This is a genomic window from Marinifilum sp. N1E240 (assembly GCF_009295825.1).
In the GTDB taxonomy this organism is placed as follows: Bacteria; Bacteroidota; Bacteroidia; order Bacteroidales; family Marinifilaceae; genus Marinifilum_A; species Marinifilum_A sediminis.
In genome coordinates, this window is the sequence record NZ_WHKF01000002.1 from 199807 (window position 1) to 215682 (window position 15876).

Annotated in this window: 12 protein-coding genes; 5 read left to right on the top strand and 7 right to left on the bottom strand. The window is 34.7% G+C overall.

Annotated features, from left to right (window positions below; all coding sequences use genetic code 11):
• The first annotated feature begins 85 nt into the window (after positions 1-85).
• Both GCQ56_RS05885 and GCQ56_RS05890 read left to right on the top strand, forming a co-directional pair.
• Positions 86-940 (top strand): SPFH domain-containing protein, encoded by an 855-nt coding sequence (locus GCQ56_RS05885; protein WP_152733488.1) that lies wholly within the window; start codon positions 86-88, stop codon positions 938-940.
• 9 nt (positions 941-949) lie between these two features.
• Positions 950-1135 carry an Arc family DNA-binding protein gene (locus GCQ56_RS05890; RefSeq protein WP_152733489.1) on the top strand — a complete coding sequence of 62 codons (186 nt, stop codon included), beginning with the start codon at positions 950-952 and terminating at the stop codon, positions 1133-1135.
• A gap of 22 nt (positions 1136-1157) precedes the next feature.
• On the opposite strand, the gene GCQ56_RS05895 is transcribed toward GCQ56_RS05890, so the two are convergent.
• From GCQ56_RS05895 to GCQ56_RS05915, 5 genes are all read right to left on the bottom strand, one after another.
• Positions 1158-1802 (bottom strand): YgjV family protein, encoded by a 645-nt coding sequence (locus GCQ56_RS05895; RefSeq protein ID WP_152733490.1) that lies wholly within the window; start codon positions 1800-1802, stop codon positions 1158-1160.
• Between the two features lie 120 nt (positions 1803-1922).
• On the bottom strand, positions 1923-3125 hold the full coding sequence (locus GCQ56_RS05900) for a 6-phosphofructokinase (protein ID WP_152733491.1): 1203 nt from the start codon (positions 3123-3125) through the stop codon (positions 1923-1925).
• 128 nt (positions 3126-3253) lie between these two features.
• The gene (locus GCQ56_RS05905) at positions 3254-3916 is read right to left on the bottom strand and encodes a DUF4159 domain-containing protein (RefSeq protein ID WP_152733492.1); all 663 of its coding nucleotides are present in this window, start codon (positions 3914-3916) and stop codon (positions 3254-3256) included.
• Between the two features lies 1 nt (position 3917).
• Positions 3918-4619: a 16S rRNA (uracil(1498)-N(3))-methyltransferase gene (locus GCQ56_RS05910; protein ID WP_152733493.1), complete on the bottom strand. Its 702-nt coding sequence runs from the start codon at positions 4617-4619 to the stop codon at positions 3918-3920.
• Between the two features lie 73 nt (positions 4620-4692).
• Positions 4693-5892 carry a Pycsar system effector family protein gene (locus tag GCQ56_RS05915; protein WP_152733494.1) on the bottom strand — a complete coding sequence of 400 codons (1200 nt, stop codon included), beginning with the start codon at positions 5890-5892 and terminating at the stop codon, positions 4693-4695.
• Between the two features lie 172 nt (positions 5893-6064).
• On the opposite strand from GCQ56_RS05915, the gene GCQ56_RS05920 reads away from it, so the two are divergent.
• From GCQ56_RS05920 to GCQ56_RS05930, 3 genes are all read left to right on the top strand, one after another.
• The gene (locus tag GCQ56_RS05920; RefSeq protein ID WP_152733495.1) at positions 6065-6997 is read left to right on the top strand and encodes a hypothetical protein; all 933 of its coding nucleotides are present in this window, start codon (positions 6065-6067) and stop codon (positions 6995-6997) included.
• Between the two features lie 29 nt (positions 6998-7026).
• Positions 7027-10641, top strand: a complete 3615-nt coding sequence (locus tag GCQ56_RS05925) for a BamA/TamA family outer membrane protein (protein ID WP_152733496.1) — start codon at positions 7027-7029, stop codon at positions 10639-10641.
• An 80-nt stretch (positions 10642-10721) separates the two neighbouring features.
• Entirely contained in the window at positions 10722-13085 is a 2364-nt protein-coding gene (locus tag GCQ56_RS05930; RefSeq protein ID WP_152733497.1) for a type IA DNA topoisomerase, read from the top strand.
• Positions 13086-13197: 112 nt separating this feature from the next.
• Here GCQ56_RS05930 and GCQ56_RS05935 read toward each other — a convergent pair whose 3' ends face one another.
• Entirely contained in the window at positions 13198-13698 is a 501-nt protein-coding gene (locus GCQ56_RS05935) for a histidine phosphatase family protein (RefSeq protein ID WP_152733498.1), read from the bottom strand.
• A 12-nt stretch (positions 13699-13710) separates the two neighbouring features.
• Positions 13711-15813 carry a polyphosphate kinase 1 gene (ppk1, locus tag GCQ56_RS05940; RefSeq protein ID WP_152733499.1) on the bottom strand — a complete coding sequence of 701 codons (2103 nt, stop codon included), beginning with the start codon at positions 15811-15813 and terminating at the stop codon, positions 13711-13713.
• Between the last annotated feature and the right edge of the window lie 63 nt (positions 15814-15876).

The following is a 15876-nucleotide window of genomic DNA, read 5'->3' on the forward strand; positions in this document are numbered from 1 at the left end:
GTCTCGATTTTTTTTCATTTAAAATTTTGAAGAACTCAAATAATTATTGTAAATTGATATCAAAATGATATTAAAACGATAAGATATGAGACAAGAAAAATCTTTTACCGGAATATCCGGATTTTTAATGGTATTTGTAGTTCTTCTATTATTAGTGGGAGGTATTTTAGGAATGATGTATATAAAGCATCCAATTTTTATATTGTCGTTTCTTTTGTTTTTATTCTGTATTCCAGGTTTTACAGTAGTAAACCCAAATCAATCGGCAGTTTTGGTTTTGTTTGGAGCTTATAAGGGAACAATTTTATCTAATGGGTTTTTCTGGGTAAATCCATTATTTGTAAAAAGAAAGATATCTTTACGTGCTCGAAATCTCGACAGTGATCCTATTAAAGTAAATGATAAAATTGGTAATCCTATCATGATTGGAGTTGTATTGGTTTGGAGAGTTAAGGATACCTACAAGGCAGCTTTTGATGTAAATGATTACGAACATTTTGTTTCGATTCAATCCGAAGCAGCCATTCGACACATGGCAGGCTCTTATCCATACGATAATTTTGAAGATGAGCAAGCTGAAATTACACTTCGTTCAGGAGGGAATGATGTAAGTGAGCTGTTAGAGAGTGAATTAACTGATCGTTTGGCAATTGCAGGAATCGAGGTAATGGAGGCAAGAATTAATTACTTGGCGTATGCCTCGGAAATTGCAGGAGCAATGCTTCGAAGACAACAGGCTACGGCAGTTGTAGCGGCAAGATTTAAGATTGTTGAGGGAGCGGTGAGTATGGTTGATATGGCATTAGAAGAGTTGGCAGAAAAAGATATAGTAGATTTGGACGAAGATAAAAAAGCAACTATGGTTAGTAACTTAATGGTTGTACTTTGTTCCGATAAGGATGCAACTCCTGTTCTGAATACGGGAAGTCTGTATCAATAATTGAAGGATATGACTAAAAAGAAATCATTTGTTCTGCGACTGAGTCCAGAAATGTATAAAAAGTTAGAAAAGTGGGCTGTTGATGAATTTCGAAGTACCAATGGACAGATCGAATGGATTCTTGATAAAGCCCTTAAAGAGGCGGGAAGAGCAAAAAATAAGGAATCAAGGGATTCTGATGAAACCGGAAAATAGTTTAAGACATTAAAAAAGCCCTTTATAAGGGCTTTTTTAATGTCTTAAGCATAATTGCTTTGTTGTTTTTTTCGCTGATTTCGAATCCCATCTTTTCCATGTATTTAAGATTTTGATTCGATTCGCAGTAGACTCTATCTATTTCATGCTTACTGAGTAAATTATTTAATTTTTTATATAAATAACTTCCGACCTTAAAATCTCGGTACTGAGGTAAAGCATAATCCAATTCAATTCGTAATTCATTTTCTTCCTGAGTTCCTATGAATATTCCAGCAACGGAAAGATCTCTTAGAACTAGCATAGCCAATTGGTTTGGTTGCTTTTTAAATGCAGGAAAAAAACTATTAATATCCTTTTTATAGAAGTCAAGAAAATGCATTAGCAATTCATCATTCTCTTTTATTTCCATAATTTTGAAATCTTCTTTACGAGAGTACATTTTTCGTAGATTGTACAAATTGGCACAGACAATTAGGAAGTTCATAATCCCTACAGGAAGTGCTCCAATTAAGAATCCGTATGCTGAGAATAATATAGCACCAGCTAAGTTGTACCATCTTAATTTTATTATTGAGGTCATGGTTAACGACACCAAAACTAGTATTGAGGCTAAATACCCTATCCATTCCAAAACGGAAATGCCTAAAAAATTAAATTCTAACATAAATGTTTGATCTAGCGGTTTAAAAATAAAAGAGAGATCTCAAAATGGTTTGGAATGGTTGTTAAAAGTAGAAACCTTCCGTTTTCGAAAGGTTTCTCAAATGTAAGAAATATTATTTAATTATAAACCTGTCATTAAGAACAAAGGTTGTAATTCAAAGCTATTGTATTTAGGACGTAGCCTGTCTACATTATAATAGCGATCAACATCAACCAATTTTTTAGAGCTAGTAACAATATCAATAGGAGCATTATCGTATCTGCCATTTCGAAGTGTAATTAATCTGCCATGAATTCCTTTGATAATAAGATCAAGAGCCAAATTTCCGAAAGCCATAGGAACTATGGAATCAATTGCATCGGGATCGCCACAACGGACCATATAGCCTAGCTTTTGATTAATAACATTAATTGGCTTTGAATTGTTGAATTTAGGTGATAGTAATTTCATTTGCTCTGAAACCCGATCGCCTATTCCTCCCAGTTTTTTATGTCCGTAATCATCCATTACATCGTCCTGGAAAATCATTTGCTCACCCGAAAATGCCGCACCTTCAGAAATCAGTACAACCGAATAACGACTTGGATTTGAGAATCGATCTTGAATCATCAATTCAGTTAATCGTTCAATGTCAAAATCATATTCTGGAATTACACAACGGTTTGCAGCGCCTGCAAGAGTAGGCAGAATTGCAGTGAAACCCGCATAGCGACCAAAAACTTCCAATACCAAGAGTCTTTCATGCGATCCTGCTGATGTTCTCAAGCTGTGGGTTAAAGATATTGTTCTGGTAATGCAGGTACTAAATCCAATACAATAATCCGTTCCTGGAACATCATTATCCATTGTTTTAGGAATGGCTATTACTTTAAATCCTTCTTGATATAAGCGAACTCCATAGCTTAAAGTATCATCACCACCAATAGGAATTAGGAAATCAATATTTAAAAAATCCAGATTGGAAAGCACCTCTTCAGTTAGGTCATTTACATCCTGATCGTATTTGTCTTTTAGGTGAGATGGAACTCTCTCTCTTGAAGTTTTTGATGGGTTTACTCTTGAAGTATGCAGAAATGTACCTCCCGTTCGTCCTATTTTATTAACGATTTCTTCCGTTAAAATTTCAAAATTTTCACTATTGTCTATTTTTTCATCCCGAACGATATCTATAAGTCCTCTCCAGCCTTTACGGATGCCAATAACTTTATAGCCTTCTCGAATAGCTCTAATGGTTACAGCGCGAATTGCAGGATTTAATCCAGGTACGTCACCGCCACCGGTTAAGATACCTATTATTCCTCTACATGAGTTTGATGTTTTCATAGCAATAATCTTTAGTGATTGATAAGAACGTAAAATCACTATAAGTTATCATTTTGTTAATGAAAATTCAAACAATAAGTTTGCGGATGAGTAACTTAGTTAGAGTATGAAGTCAATTAAGATTAATTCTAATTACTGAAACTATAAGAAATGATATTTGCACCCATTTCAAGTGCTTTGCGATGCTTTAATTCGGTATCATTGTGAACGGCAGTGTCTTCCCATCCATCACCTAAATCAGTTTCATAAGTGTAGAAACATACAAGTCTTCCTTTGTAAAACAGACCAAAACCTTGTGGAGCTTTACCATCATGTTCATGAATTTTTGGGAGTCCGTTTGGAAAATCATAAACTTGATGATAAATTGGATGAGAGTAGGGAAGTTCAATTAATTTTTCATCGGGAAAAACTTTTTTTATTTCTCTTCGGAAATAGGCATTTAAACCATAATTATCATCAACATGGAGAAAACCACCTGCCATCAAATATTTTCTTAAATTAATAACTTCCTGATTGTTCAGAACTATGTTACCATGTCCAGTCAAATGCACAAAAGGGAAGGAGAACAATTCGGGACTACCTACTTCAACCGTGGCAGGTTCTGCTTGAATATTTGCAATTTTATTGTAGTTGCAGAATTGAATTAAATTGGGTAGCGATCCTGGATTTGCATACCAATCGCCACCGCCGTTATATTTTAACAAACCAATTCTTACCGTTGTGTTTTGAGCAATTGATTCAATGCTAAACAACAAAAGAAAAAGTAGAGATATGCGTTTTACTATTTGCATTTTAATAGTTTGAGAGGCTAACTATATTACATGCCACAACACCAGCAGTTTCCGTTCTTAATCTACTATCACCCAATGTAATTTCTTTAAAACCATTTTCTTTGGCTAATTCAACTTCTTCGGGACTAAAATCTCCCTCCGGTCCAATTAGGATAAGACATTTGGACTTTGGTTTACAGAGCTTTTTCAGGTGTGATTTATCACCATCGTAACAATGAGCGATAAATTTATCACCATTGAAATCTGACTTTATCAAATCCGAAAATTTTGTGAGCTCGTTCAGGATTGGATGATAAGCTTTTAAAGATTGCTTAACTGCCGAAGTAATTACCTTAAATAACCTGTCGTGCTTTATAATTTTACGCTCTGAATGTTTACAAAGCAAGGGTGTAAATTCGCTTATTCCTATTTCTGTACACTTTTCCAGAAACCATTCTGTTCTATCAATGTTTTTGGTAGGAGCCAAAGCTATATGCAGATCGTAGTCAAGTTTACCAAATTCAGTTTGCGTTTCGATGCATTCTATTGTGCACCTTTTGGGATGTGCATCGATAATTTTTGCTTTAAACAAGGATCCTTTTCCATCAATTAAATGGATGATATCATCTACATTTAATCTTAAAACACGAACACAATGTTTCGATTCAACTTCGTCAAGCTGATAATATTGATCTTGAATATCTGGTGTATAAAATAAATTCATTTACTGTTTAATTATCTTTAGGGCTGCAAATTTAGTTTTTGTATCGTTATTCTCTTTGCATATCGGTAAGTATTTACCAAATCATTTGATCTTGGAACTTAGCAGCTAGAATAAATGCAATTACAGAAAAGATTAATCCAAACATAAATATCGTGTAGGAAGTTCTTAAAAAGCGATATTTCTTTCCCAATACTTTTCCCAGATAATACTGATCTTTAATCAAACTATCATACAATTCATCGTAATCAGTAATCATTCCCTTCAAAGCTTTTGAATAGACTTCTAAATCCATATTGTGAAAGTTTCCGAAGAATAAAAGGTTAACCTTTTTCTTTTTCACATCTTCTTCGGTGAATTTACCATCGGTTACTATTGGGCGAGTAGCCATAACCGAATAGGTAATGGTAAACAAACAGACAATTAACAGAATTATACACGGAATAATAAAGTGTGGCACTTCGCCTATATTTTTAAAAATAAAAAAGATCGCTGAAATAATAATGGCATTAACAGAAATCATTAAGTTGGCTTTAGAATCAGCAATAGAACTTAAATTAATCTGATTTCGTGCCGTTACCTTAAACATGGTTTCAATACCTCTTTGAGGAGCTTTAAGTTTTAAATTCTGACGCTCGAGTTTATTGACTATTTCGGTCAGTTTTTTAATTTCCTTGTCCTGATAATTCCCTACTTTTTCGACTACTTTTTGATAGTTAAGCTCCTTTTTCTTTCCAAAAACCTTTTTGCCATATTTTGTTTTGTATCGATGATCTTGTAAAAACTTTAAGGTTTGTTCCCAGTAGGATTTTGCTGGAATTTCATGATGATACAAATTGCCTTTTTCTTCACGAAGTTTCTCGGAACTCTTCATGTAATTTTTTGATGCAAAATGATGTAAATCGGCATCACATAATGCATTACATACAGGTTCATTACACGGGATGTGAGGGATTTTAGTATGCAAGATAGCCTCTTCTATTTTGGCTATCTTATTTTCATCGTAATTATTATCGGTAAGAAATTTTCTGGCATTTTTTGCACTAATTTCCTCATGGGTTCTAAAATCTTCGTAATAGCCCGAATCATGAAACCAAGCAGCTAGAATCAAAATTTCAGTATCTTCCTCTGATAATTCAATTTCTGCCGCAATTTTGCCAGAATGCTTCACTACATTTTTTGTGTGTTCCAAATTGTGGTAGGTGAAAATAGGTCGGAAACTCTCTTCAATTAGGTTAGTAACGTATTTCTCAGCTTTTTGGATAATATTCATCATTCGTTCTATTCTTTAAACTATCACCATGTATTTGATTGAATAAATATAATCATTAAAGCGGAAAAGATTTTATTAATTATATAGAAATGGCTGCCTGTACCTTTTTTATTGGGAATTGAGCCTTATTTATGTAATTTTATAATTCATTTTGGTTTGAACTCAACATTACGATATGTCAAATTTTTTTCGATTGATTATTATAGTATCTACTTTGGTTTTTATTCTTGAAGCATGTGGACAAACAGCGAATAAAGAAAAAATGATTTATCTTCTCGAAGACTTCGATGAATTTCCATATGACATCTACAATCCTACAGAAAAATTTGTACTTAAAGATGCTTTAAGAGAAATTTCAGGATTGACCTATTATAATGCAAACTCTTTGCTTTGTATTAATGATGAAAAGGGAATTGTTTATAAGTATCATTTAAATAAAAAGGAAGTAACAAAGAAATATCATTTTGAGAAATCAGGAGATTATGAGGGGGTGGAAATGGTTGATTCCTTGGTGTATGTTTTACGTTCCGATGGTAAAGTTTTTAAGATAAATAATTTAAGAGGGAAAAATACAAACACCATTAAAAGAAGCACAATATTAAATGCCGGTAACGATACGGAAGGATTAGGTTATGATGCTAGCAGTAATTCTTTATTAATAGCTTGTAAAGGAAATCCTGCAAGAGGGAATAAATATCTAGGGAAAAGAGTGATTTATAAATATTCTTTAGATAAGAATGAATTGATAGATACTCCATATCTATTTATCGACCAGGGGCAAATTCGAAAAATATTGGAATTTAATGGTTATGCACGATTTTCGGTAAAATTATTTGAAAATTTGAATCCAGCAGAGGGAGATATTACTTTTCAACCATCGGCGGTAGCAGTGCATCCAATTACCAATAATATTTACGTTTTGGGTTCTGTGGGCAAATTATTACTTGTTTTGAATTCAGAAGGAGAAATTCAGGCAGTGGTAAAGTTGAAACGTAAAATATTCAGACAACCTGAAGGAATTTGTTTCGCCCCCGATGGGACAATGTTTATATCGAATGAAGGTAAAGGAAGTAAAGCGAATATATTGCAATTCAAATTCAATAAATAGTTTAGATCTTAAATAAATAGGTTAATTATATGAAGAGGATATTTTTACTTTTTGGAATGTTGATAACAGCAGTGATTGTTTATTCACAGGAATCATCTGTAGTTAAGGCTCCTAATCAAAATTTGTTGGATCATAGCATATTTTTTATTGGTGATTTGGGTGAAGCGAATAATGTAAAGGCTAACCTTTCAATGCTTCAGCTACAAATGAATGAGGTAGGTAAAAAGGGAACTCTTGTGTTTCTCGGAAATACCATTTCAAAGGAGTATGCAAAAGAAGAAATTGAAGACATTAATTTAGGTGATCAAAACCTTCTTGAATTGTTAGATATAGCTAAAGGATTTGAGGGAGAATTTGTTTTTATGCCTGGAGAGAAGGAATGGAATCAGGGGCACAAACATGGTTGGGAAGCAATTCTAAATTTGGAAACTTATATTGAAGATTACATAGGAAAGGGAGATGTATTTTTACCATCGGGAGGTTGTCCAGGACCTGTTGAAATTGAATTAACGGATGATGTTGTCTTATTAGTTATCGATTCGCAATGGTGGTTGCATGCTGCGGATAAACCAGAAGCAGAATGTGGTCTTGAGAATTCTTCAGATTTCTTGATCATGATAAATGATGCCTTGAAAAGAAATAAAAATAAAAAAATTGTTTTCGCAGCTCATCACCCTATGTATAGTGCGGGAAAACATGGAGGGAATTTTCCATTCCCAGGACCGGTAGCTTTGTATCGAAAACTTTTTGGAACACCTCAGGATTTTGCTTATCCATTTTACAAGCAAATGAGATATATGGGGCGCAAACTAAATGAGAGTTATGACAATATTATTTCAGTTTCTGCTCATGATAATAGTTTGCAGTTTACAGAGAAGGATCAATCGTTCTATGTTGTTTCTGGTTCAGGTAGTAAGTCTGATTATGTATCAAAAAAGAAAATGGATTTTGCTGTAAGTGAGATTGGTTTTTCTAAATTAAATTTCTATTCCAATAATGAGGTATGGATTGAATTGTGGTCGGTAGGAGAGAATGGGAATGAAGCACCTAAAGCTATATTCAGGCAAAAATTGTACACTAAAAAGATACTGTCAAAAGAAGATTTGGCACACAAATATAAAAACATAGATTTTTCGGATAGTACAATTACCATTGCGGCTAGCGAAATGTATGAGACCGATAGCAAATCGAAAAGAAAATTACTTGGGAACAATTATCGAAAGGAATGGGCAACTCCAATAACGGTTCCGGTATTTGATATTGGTACTGAAAAGGGTGGTTTAAAAATATTAAAACGTGGTGGTGGTCAGCAAACTCGATCATTACGACTAGAAGCGAAAAATGGAAAACAGTACGTTTTAAGATCGGTAGAAAAATATACCGAAAAGGCTATTCCTCCGGGCTTACGAGGAACTTTTGCTGCTGAGATTGTGCAGGATGGAATATCTAATTCTTATCCTTATGCTGCTATTGCTGTTCCAAAATTAGCCAATGCGGCAGGCGTTTATCATACCAATCCAAAAATTGTTTATGTGCCTGATGATCCACGATTGGGAATTTATCAGGAAGATTTTAAAAATGAATTGTATTTGTACGAAGAACGTCCTAAAGGTGATATGAGCGATGAACCTTCGTTTGGTAATGCAAATGATGTTTGGGGAACCGACAAATTGATTGAAAGGAGATTGAAAGATGCGGAGGTTCAAATAGATGAAACTGCGGTTTTAAGAGCTCGATTATTCGATGTTTTTCTGAATGATTGGGATAGACATGATGATCAGTGGCGTTGGGCAATATTTAATAAGGATGATAAAAAAATCGCCCGACCAATACCAAGAGATCGCGATCAGGTTTTCTTTTATAGTGATGGATCACTTACCTATTTAATGAGAAGAAAATGGGCGATGCCGAAATTTCAGGTGTTCGATTCTATTGTTGAAAATGTTGTAGGACTTGGATTTAATGCCAGATATTTTGATCGTAATTTTTTACAGTCAAAAACCAAAAGTGATTGGTTAAAGATGGCTGAAGAATTAAAATTGAGCATTACCGATGAAATTATTGAAACCGCGATAAAAGATTTGCCTCAGGAAGTATATAAGATATCTGGTAAAGAGTTGGAAAGTAAACTTATTGCGAGAAGGGATCAATTGCCTAAACTAGCATCTGACTTTTATGACTTTTTGGCGAAAAGTGTAGATGTAGTTGGGACCAATGAAAATGAAGATTTTGATGCCAAATGGGATGAGGATGGAAATTTAAAGGTTGAGGTTCGAAGACTGAGTAAAAAAGGGAAGAAGAAAGAGAAGTTGTTTGAGCGTAAATTTTTAAAATCAGAAACCGAGGAGGTAAGAATTTACGGATTAAGTGGGAAAGATAAGTTTGATATTAAAGGAAAAAATATCAATGGAGTAAAGCTTAAAATTGTTGGAGGTAAGGGAAAGGATAAATACGATCTTGAAAATACCAAACGTCAAAATATAGCAATTTATGATAAGAGTAAGACAAAGGTAAAAGGTGATGGAGCTTTTAAGAATAAATTATCGAAAAACCCAAATGTTAATGTTTACAACAGAAAATCTTATAAATATGACATTGTAAGTCCTGCAGCAAACTTGAATTATGTGAGTGATGATGGTTTGATTCTGGGAGCAGGTGTAAATATCAAAAAGCAAAATTTTAGAAAAGAACCTTATGGTTCGATGCATAAATTCTTAGTGAATTATGCCTTTATGTATCCTTCGATTGAATTTAAATATTCAGGAGAGATGATAGATGTATTCAAAGGACTTGATTTGTTGACGAACATAAATTACAATACTCCTAATTTTCAGGGATATTATTATGGCTTAGGAAATGAAACCGAGAATCCTGAGAGCGATGATAATAAGTACAACCGAATTCGAATGGGTAATACCGAAATTCAATTGCAATTGAGAAAACAAATTGGGGCTAAGCAGAGTATCTCATTCGGTCCGTTTTTTCAACAATTGGAATTGAAAGCAACTGCTGACAGATTTGTTACCGACTTTACTAATCCAGATAATGATTTAAATCCGCTTACTGATTTTGATACAAGAAAATATGTTGGTGTTAGTGCGAATTACATATTAGATACTCGTGATAGTAAAGTAGTACCTTCAAGAGGTATCTATTGGAGCAATTCTTGGAAGTTTTACCGAGGTTTGGAGAAAAACGATCACAATTTCCAAAAGATGGAAACTGACTTACGATTTTATGCTAGTTTAGGAAGACCACAACGTAGTATTATAGCACTTCGAGTTGGTGTGGCTCATAATACGAGTGGATATTCATTTTACCAAGCTAATAAATTAGGATTAGGTTCAAATTTAAGAGGATATCGTCGGGACCGATTTGCAGGAGATGATATCGTTTATCAGAATACCGATTACCGATTCCGTTTGGCTAAATTCAGATCTTATTTTTTTGGTGGAGAGATGGGTTTATTGGCATTCAATGATTTTGGAAGAGTATGGTTAGATGGTGAAGACTCAGACAAATGGCATCATGGATATGGTGGTGGCTTCTGGATTTCACCATTCAAATTAATGGTGATAACTGCCAATTATGGTATGTCTGAAGAGGAGAACATTTTCTCTTTAGAGTTTAAATACATGTTTTAATTAGACAATAAAAATAGGGCGGGAGTATGAATTTTTATAATTTTGGCTCGTTGAATAATACAAAGGAAAATAAATAGCGAATGAAAGTTTGTATTGCTGAGAAACCCAGTGTAGCAAGAGAAATAGCCTTAATATTAGGCGCTAAATCAAAGAGAGATGGTTATTTTGAAGGAAATGGATATCAAATATCCTGGACCTTTGGTCATTTGTGCACTCTAAAAGAACCACATGAATACGATTTGAACTGGAAATATTGGCATTTAAATGATCTTCCTATAATACCTCCTAGATTCAGTATCCGCGTAATTCCTGACAAAGGAGTTCAAAAGCAATTCGATATTTTAGAAAAATTGATTTCTGGTGCCGAAGAGGTTATAAATTGTGGTGATGCTGGAATAGAAGGAGAAGTGATTCAACGTTGGGTATTACATAAAGCAAAATGCAATGTGCCTATAAAGCGATTGTGGATTTCATCGCTAACAGAGGAAGCCATTCGTGAAGGCTTTCAGAATTTGAGAGAAGGAAGTGATTTTGATAAACTCTATGCTGCAGGTTCTTCAAGAGCTATTGGGGATTGGTTATTAGGAATTAATGCAACCAGGCTGTACACACTAAAATATTCTAATGGTAAATCGGTTTTATCCATTGGTAGAGTGCAAACTCCAACTTTGGCACTAATAGTTAATCGCCAAAAGGAGATCGAAAACTTTAAGCCGCAAACTTACTGGGAGCTAAAAACGGTTTATCGCGAAGTTAGCTTTGCAGCTACACGAGGTCGATTTGATAAAAAAGAGGAAGGTGTTGCTTTCCTTGATCAGATAAAATCGGAGCCTTTCGAGATTGTTTCGCAAGTAAAAAAGAGTGGGAAAGAGCAGCCACCAAGGTTGTATGATTTGACTTCACTTCAGGTGGATTGCAATAGAAAATTAAATTTATCAGCAGAGGAAACTCTAAGAATTATTCAAAGTTTATATGAGAAGAAATTAACCACCTATCCTAGGGTAGATACAACCTATCTTTCTGATGATATTTACAAAAAGATTCCAGGCATTCTTCAAAAGTTAACACCCTACAAAGAATTTGTAGATCCTTTGTTAAAAGATAAAATCAGGAAATCGAAGAAGGTTTTTGATGATAAGAAAGTGACGGATCACCATGCAATTATCCCAACGGGTGTGAATCCCTCGGGAATCAATTACGATGAAAAACAAGTGTATGACTTGGTTACCCGACGATTTATATCCGTATTTTATCCCGATTGTAAGGTGAGTAATACCACTGTAATTGGTAAGGTAACCGATATCGATTTTAAAGCGACAGGAAAACAAATTGTTGATCCGGGATGGCGTGTATTATATGCCAAGGATAGTAATGTTGGTGAAGGTGTGATTCTTCCTGCATTCGTAAAAGGGGAGAGTGGAGAACATGCTCCTGACTTGGCTGAGAAACAGACCCAACCGCCAAAGTATTATTCAGAGGCAACATTATTGCGTGCCATGGAAACGGCAGGCAAACAGGTTGATGATGATGAGCTTCGTGATTTGATGAAGGAGAATGGAATTGGTCGTCCATCAACTCGTGCGAATATTATTGAAACACTCTTTAAGCGCCGATACATAAAGAAAGAGAAGAAGAGACTTGTAGCGACGGTTACGGGTGTGCAATTGATTGATACCATTCAGAACGAACTGCTGAAATCAGCTGAGCTTACCGGACAATGGGAGAAGAAATTGAAGGATATTGAATTGGGGAATTTTGAGGTAAACCAATTTATGGCGGAGCTGAAAAATATGGTTGTTGGAATTGTTTGGGACGTGAAATCCCGAAAAAATATCAGCCAGATAGAAGTGATTGACGAGGAGAAAGAAAAGGAAAAGAAGAAAACAGAAGCTACGAAGAAAAAAGCAGCTCCAGCCGAATTAGCATGCCCAAAATGTAAGGAAGGAAAAATTGTTAAAGGAAAATCGGTCTGGGGATGTACCAATTGGAAAAATGGATGTGAAATTAGGATTCCATTCGAATTTGCAGAGAAAAAGCTAACCGATAAGCAAGTAGAAGCACTTATTCTTAAAGGTAAAACACCTAAAATAAAAGGTTTTGTTGTTGATGGGATGAAAAAGAATGGAAATTTGGTCTTAGATCCTGATTTTTCGGTGAGTATACTAGAAGAGGAGAAAGAAGTTTGGACCTGTCCAATTTGTAAAAACGGAAGCATGCTGAAGGGGAATGCAGCCTATGGTTGCTCTAACTACAAGAATGGTTGTAAGTTTGTTATTCCATTTGTTTTTATGGAGAAGAAGCTTAGCGAAGCTCAAATAAAATCATTGGTTACTCAGCAAAAAACAGCTTTGATTAAAGGTTTTACTGATGCTCAATCACAAGAAAAGGTCAATGGGAAATTAATAATTGACAACAATGGGCAAATTGTTTTTGGGAAACAGTAAGTTCATTTACCAGCTTAGGATTCTGACTATAGTTCAGATTCCTAATATAATGAGTAGTGTTAAACGTAAAAAATTGAGATCCCGAACTAGAGTCGGGATCTCAAGATCAGATTTAATCTTTATATTTTTTTGGATACTCGTATAAGGAAATCTTTCCGGTTCGTGCATCAATATCTTTCCAATTGTCAACATCGAATTCTACACCAATAACGGTACATGTAGGAACATACTCGTAAAATTCTTCGCTTAAATTAAATGCTAGATATTCTATACTTGGGTTGTGTCCAACTACCATTATGCGCTCATTATCTTTACCGTGTTGATCTAACATTCCTAAAAACTCATGCGTTGTAAAGCCATCATACAGTTCATCCATTTTAACAATGTTTTCCAAAGGGTAATTTAATACTTTGGCAAATAAATTAGCTGTTTGTATGGCTCTGTTCGCTGTGCTTGAAAGTATTAAATCGGGTACTGCTTTCTTAAGTAGCAATTTGTTGGCAATTAGCTTAGAATCATTTATTCCACGATCTTTTAAATTTCGCTGGAAATCGGTGATATCATACCGAATTACTTCCGTTTTTGCGTGTCGAACCAGAAATAGGCGTTTCATAGTTTTGGTTTGTTATTCGTTAACCGATTGTTTTTCTTTTTGACTTGATTCTTTCTGTTTTAAGAACTCAGCAATTTCAATTTGAGATCTAACATCGGCATCGTGTTTGTTTCTTTTCAAAGGAATGTTGTCGAGCTTGCCATCTAAAATTCGTGCACTAACATTATCTGATAACTGAATGTTTAAAATATGAATCAACTCATTTTTAATTGATGGATCTGTAATTGGGAATGCACATTCGATTCTTCGCTGTAGATTTCGATTCATCCAGTCGGCTGAAGATAGATAAAGCAATTCCTCTCCTTCGTTATGGAAATAAAAGGCTCTGGCATGCTCTAAAAATTGATCTACAATACGAATGACTCTAATATTCTTAGAATATTTCTGATCTGGTTTTAAGCAGCAGATTCCTCTTAGAATCAAATCTATTTTCACGCCACTTTCACTTGCCTCGTACAATTTCTTGATCATTTCCCGTTCTTGCAGACCATTCATCTTCAAAATAATGTAGCCTTTACCGCCTTTTTTTACGTTTTCAATTTCTCTATCGATCAATCGAATCAATTCGCTCTTTAAATTGAACTGACCAATCAATAGCTTATTGAATTTGTAACCAGGTGTTTTATTTTCAAGATAATCAAACAGTTGTTTCAGGTCCTGAATAATTGCAGGATCGGCGGTGAAGAAACCATGGTCAGCATATACTTTAGCTGTTTTCTCGTTAAAGTTACCGGTGCTTAAAAAGGCATAATCAACTTTTTCACCTCTTCGTTTTACCAGGGCAATTTTGGCATGAACTTTAAGTCCTGGTATGCTGTAAATAATTTTGACGCCAGCTTTTCGCATTTCTCTTGCTGAGCGAAGATTTGCTTCTTCGTCGAAACGAGCTTTTACCTCTACAAATACAGTAACTTTTTTACCATTGTGTGCAGCATTAATTAGTGCATTAACAACCGCAGAATTGTCTGCAACTCTGTATTGAGTAGCTTTTATTTCTTCCACTTTAGGATCGAGGGCAGCCTCGTTTAAAAAACGAATAACATACTTGTACGACTGGTACGGAAAATGTAGGATTCTATCCTTTTTGCGAATGGTTTTAAAAATAGATTTGGTTTCGCCTTTTAATTCTTCCACATTAAGTGGATGATAGGGTTCAAGTTCCAATTCCGGATGTTTCGGATTTGGAAATCCAAAGAAATCCTGAAAGTTGTGATATTTACCACCCTTAACCATATCGTTAGGTGTTAAATCAAACGAATCTTTTAAAAACTTAAGAAACCCTTTCGGGATTGATTCATCAAACAGAAAGCGGGAAGGAGTACCTGTTTCGCGCTTTTTTAGGCTTCGCTCAATCATCTCGATTAAATCACCTGAGTATTCATCTTCAATCAATAAATCGGCATCACGACTTAGTTTAAAACTAAAGCTAGAATCAATTTTATATCCTGGAAACAGAACTTTCATTCTTAGTTTAATAATGTCATCCAAAAACATGATAAAATGTTTTCCATCCATTTCAGGCAATTCAATAAATCTCGGAAAATGATGACAAGGCACTTTGATGATTGCGTATCTTGCTCTTCGTTTTTTTAGTGTTCCTTCTTCCTCCTTTTTGCTACCTCGTTTGTATAATTTTACAGCCAGGTAAATGGAGTTGTTTTGTAAAAAAGGTTGAACCTGCTTTTTTAACAAAAGCATTGGCTGTGCATGTGGCAGAAGATTCTCCAGAAAGAAATCTTTTACAAACTGATGATGCTCATCACATAATTTTTCATCCTGTAGAAGAATAATATTATTTTCTTTTAATTCAGGAATGATATTATTCCTGAAAATGTCCCCAAACTGATTCTGTTGACGATCCACTTCGGTATTTATCTTTTTTAATATGATGTCCGGATTCTCGCGCAAGTTTTTCTTGTCTTCGGGAGGCAATTCCGTAAAACGCTTGTACGTACCCACTCGCACCCGATAGAATTCATCAAGGTTAGAAGAATAAATGGCAAGAAATTTAATTCTTTCGTATAATGGCAATTCCGGATTTTTAGCTACTTCAAGTACTCTATTGTTGAAAGATAGCCAGCTTAAATCTCGGTTAAGGAACTGATATTTTGACATATATTGATATTGCTAAGGAATGTAAATCTATGTCCTTAAAAATAGTCAATTTTTTGGTTCTTT

What these genes read in the sequence shown, in the direction of transcription:
- GCQ56_RS05885 (WP_152733488.1), top strand. Translation starts at nt 86, where the DNA reads ATGAGACAAGAAAAATCTTTTACCGGAATATCCGGATTTTTAATGGTA.
- GCQ56_RS05890 (WP_152733489.1), top strand. Translation starts at nt 950, where the DNA reads ATGACTAAAAAGAAATCATTTGTTCTGCGACTGAGTCCAGAAATGTAT.
- GCQ56_RS05895 (WP_152733490.1), bottom strand. Translation starts at nt 1,802, where the DNA reads ATGTTAGAATTTAATTTTTTAGGCATTTCCGTTTTGGAATGGATAGGG.
- GCQ56_RS05900 (WP_152733491.1), bottom strand. Translation starts at nt 3,125, where the DNA reads ATGAAAACATCAAACTCATGTAGAGGAATAATAGGTATCTTAACCGGT.
- GCQ56_RS05905 (WP_152733492.1), bottom strand. Translation starts at nt 3,916, where the DNA reads ATGCAAATAGTAAAACGCATATCTCTACTTTTTCTTTTGTTGTTTAGC.
- GCQ56_RS05910 (WP_152733493.1), bottom strand. Translation starts at nt 4,619, where the DNA reads ATGAATTTATTTTATACACCAGATATTCAAGATCAATATTATCAGCTT.
- GCQ56_RS05915 (WP_152733494.1), bottom strand. Translation starts at nt 5,892, where the DNA reads ATGATGAATATTATCCAAAAAGCTGAGAAATACGTTACTAACCTAATT.
- GCQ56_RS05920 (WP_152733495.1), top strand. Translation starts at nt 6,065, where the DNA reads ATGTCAAATTTTTTTCGATTGATTATTATAGTATCTACTTTGGTTTTT.
- GCQ56_RS05925 (WP_152733496.1), top strand. Translation starts at nt 7,027, where the DNA reads ATGAAGAGGATATTTTTACTTTTTGGAATGTTGATAACAGCAGTGATT.
- GCQ56_RS05930 (WP_152733497.1), top strand. Translation starts at nt 10,722, where the DNA reads ATGAAAGTTTGTATTGCTGAGAAACCCAGTGTAGCAAGAGAAATAGCC.
- GCQ56_RS05935 (WP_152733498.1), bottom strand. Translation starts at nt 13,698, where the DNA reads ATGAAACGCCTATTTCTGGTTCGACACGCAAAAACGGAAGTAATTCGG.
- ppk1 (WP_152733499.1), bottom strand. Translation starts at nt 15,813, where the DNA reads ATGTCAAAATATCAGTTCCTTAACCGAGATTTAAGCTGGCTATCTTTC.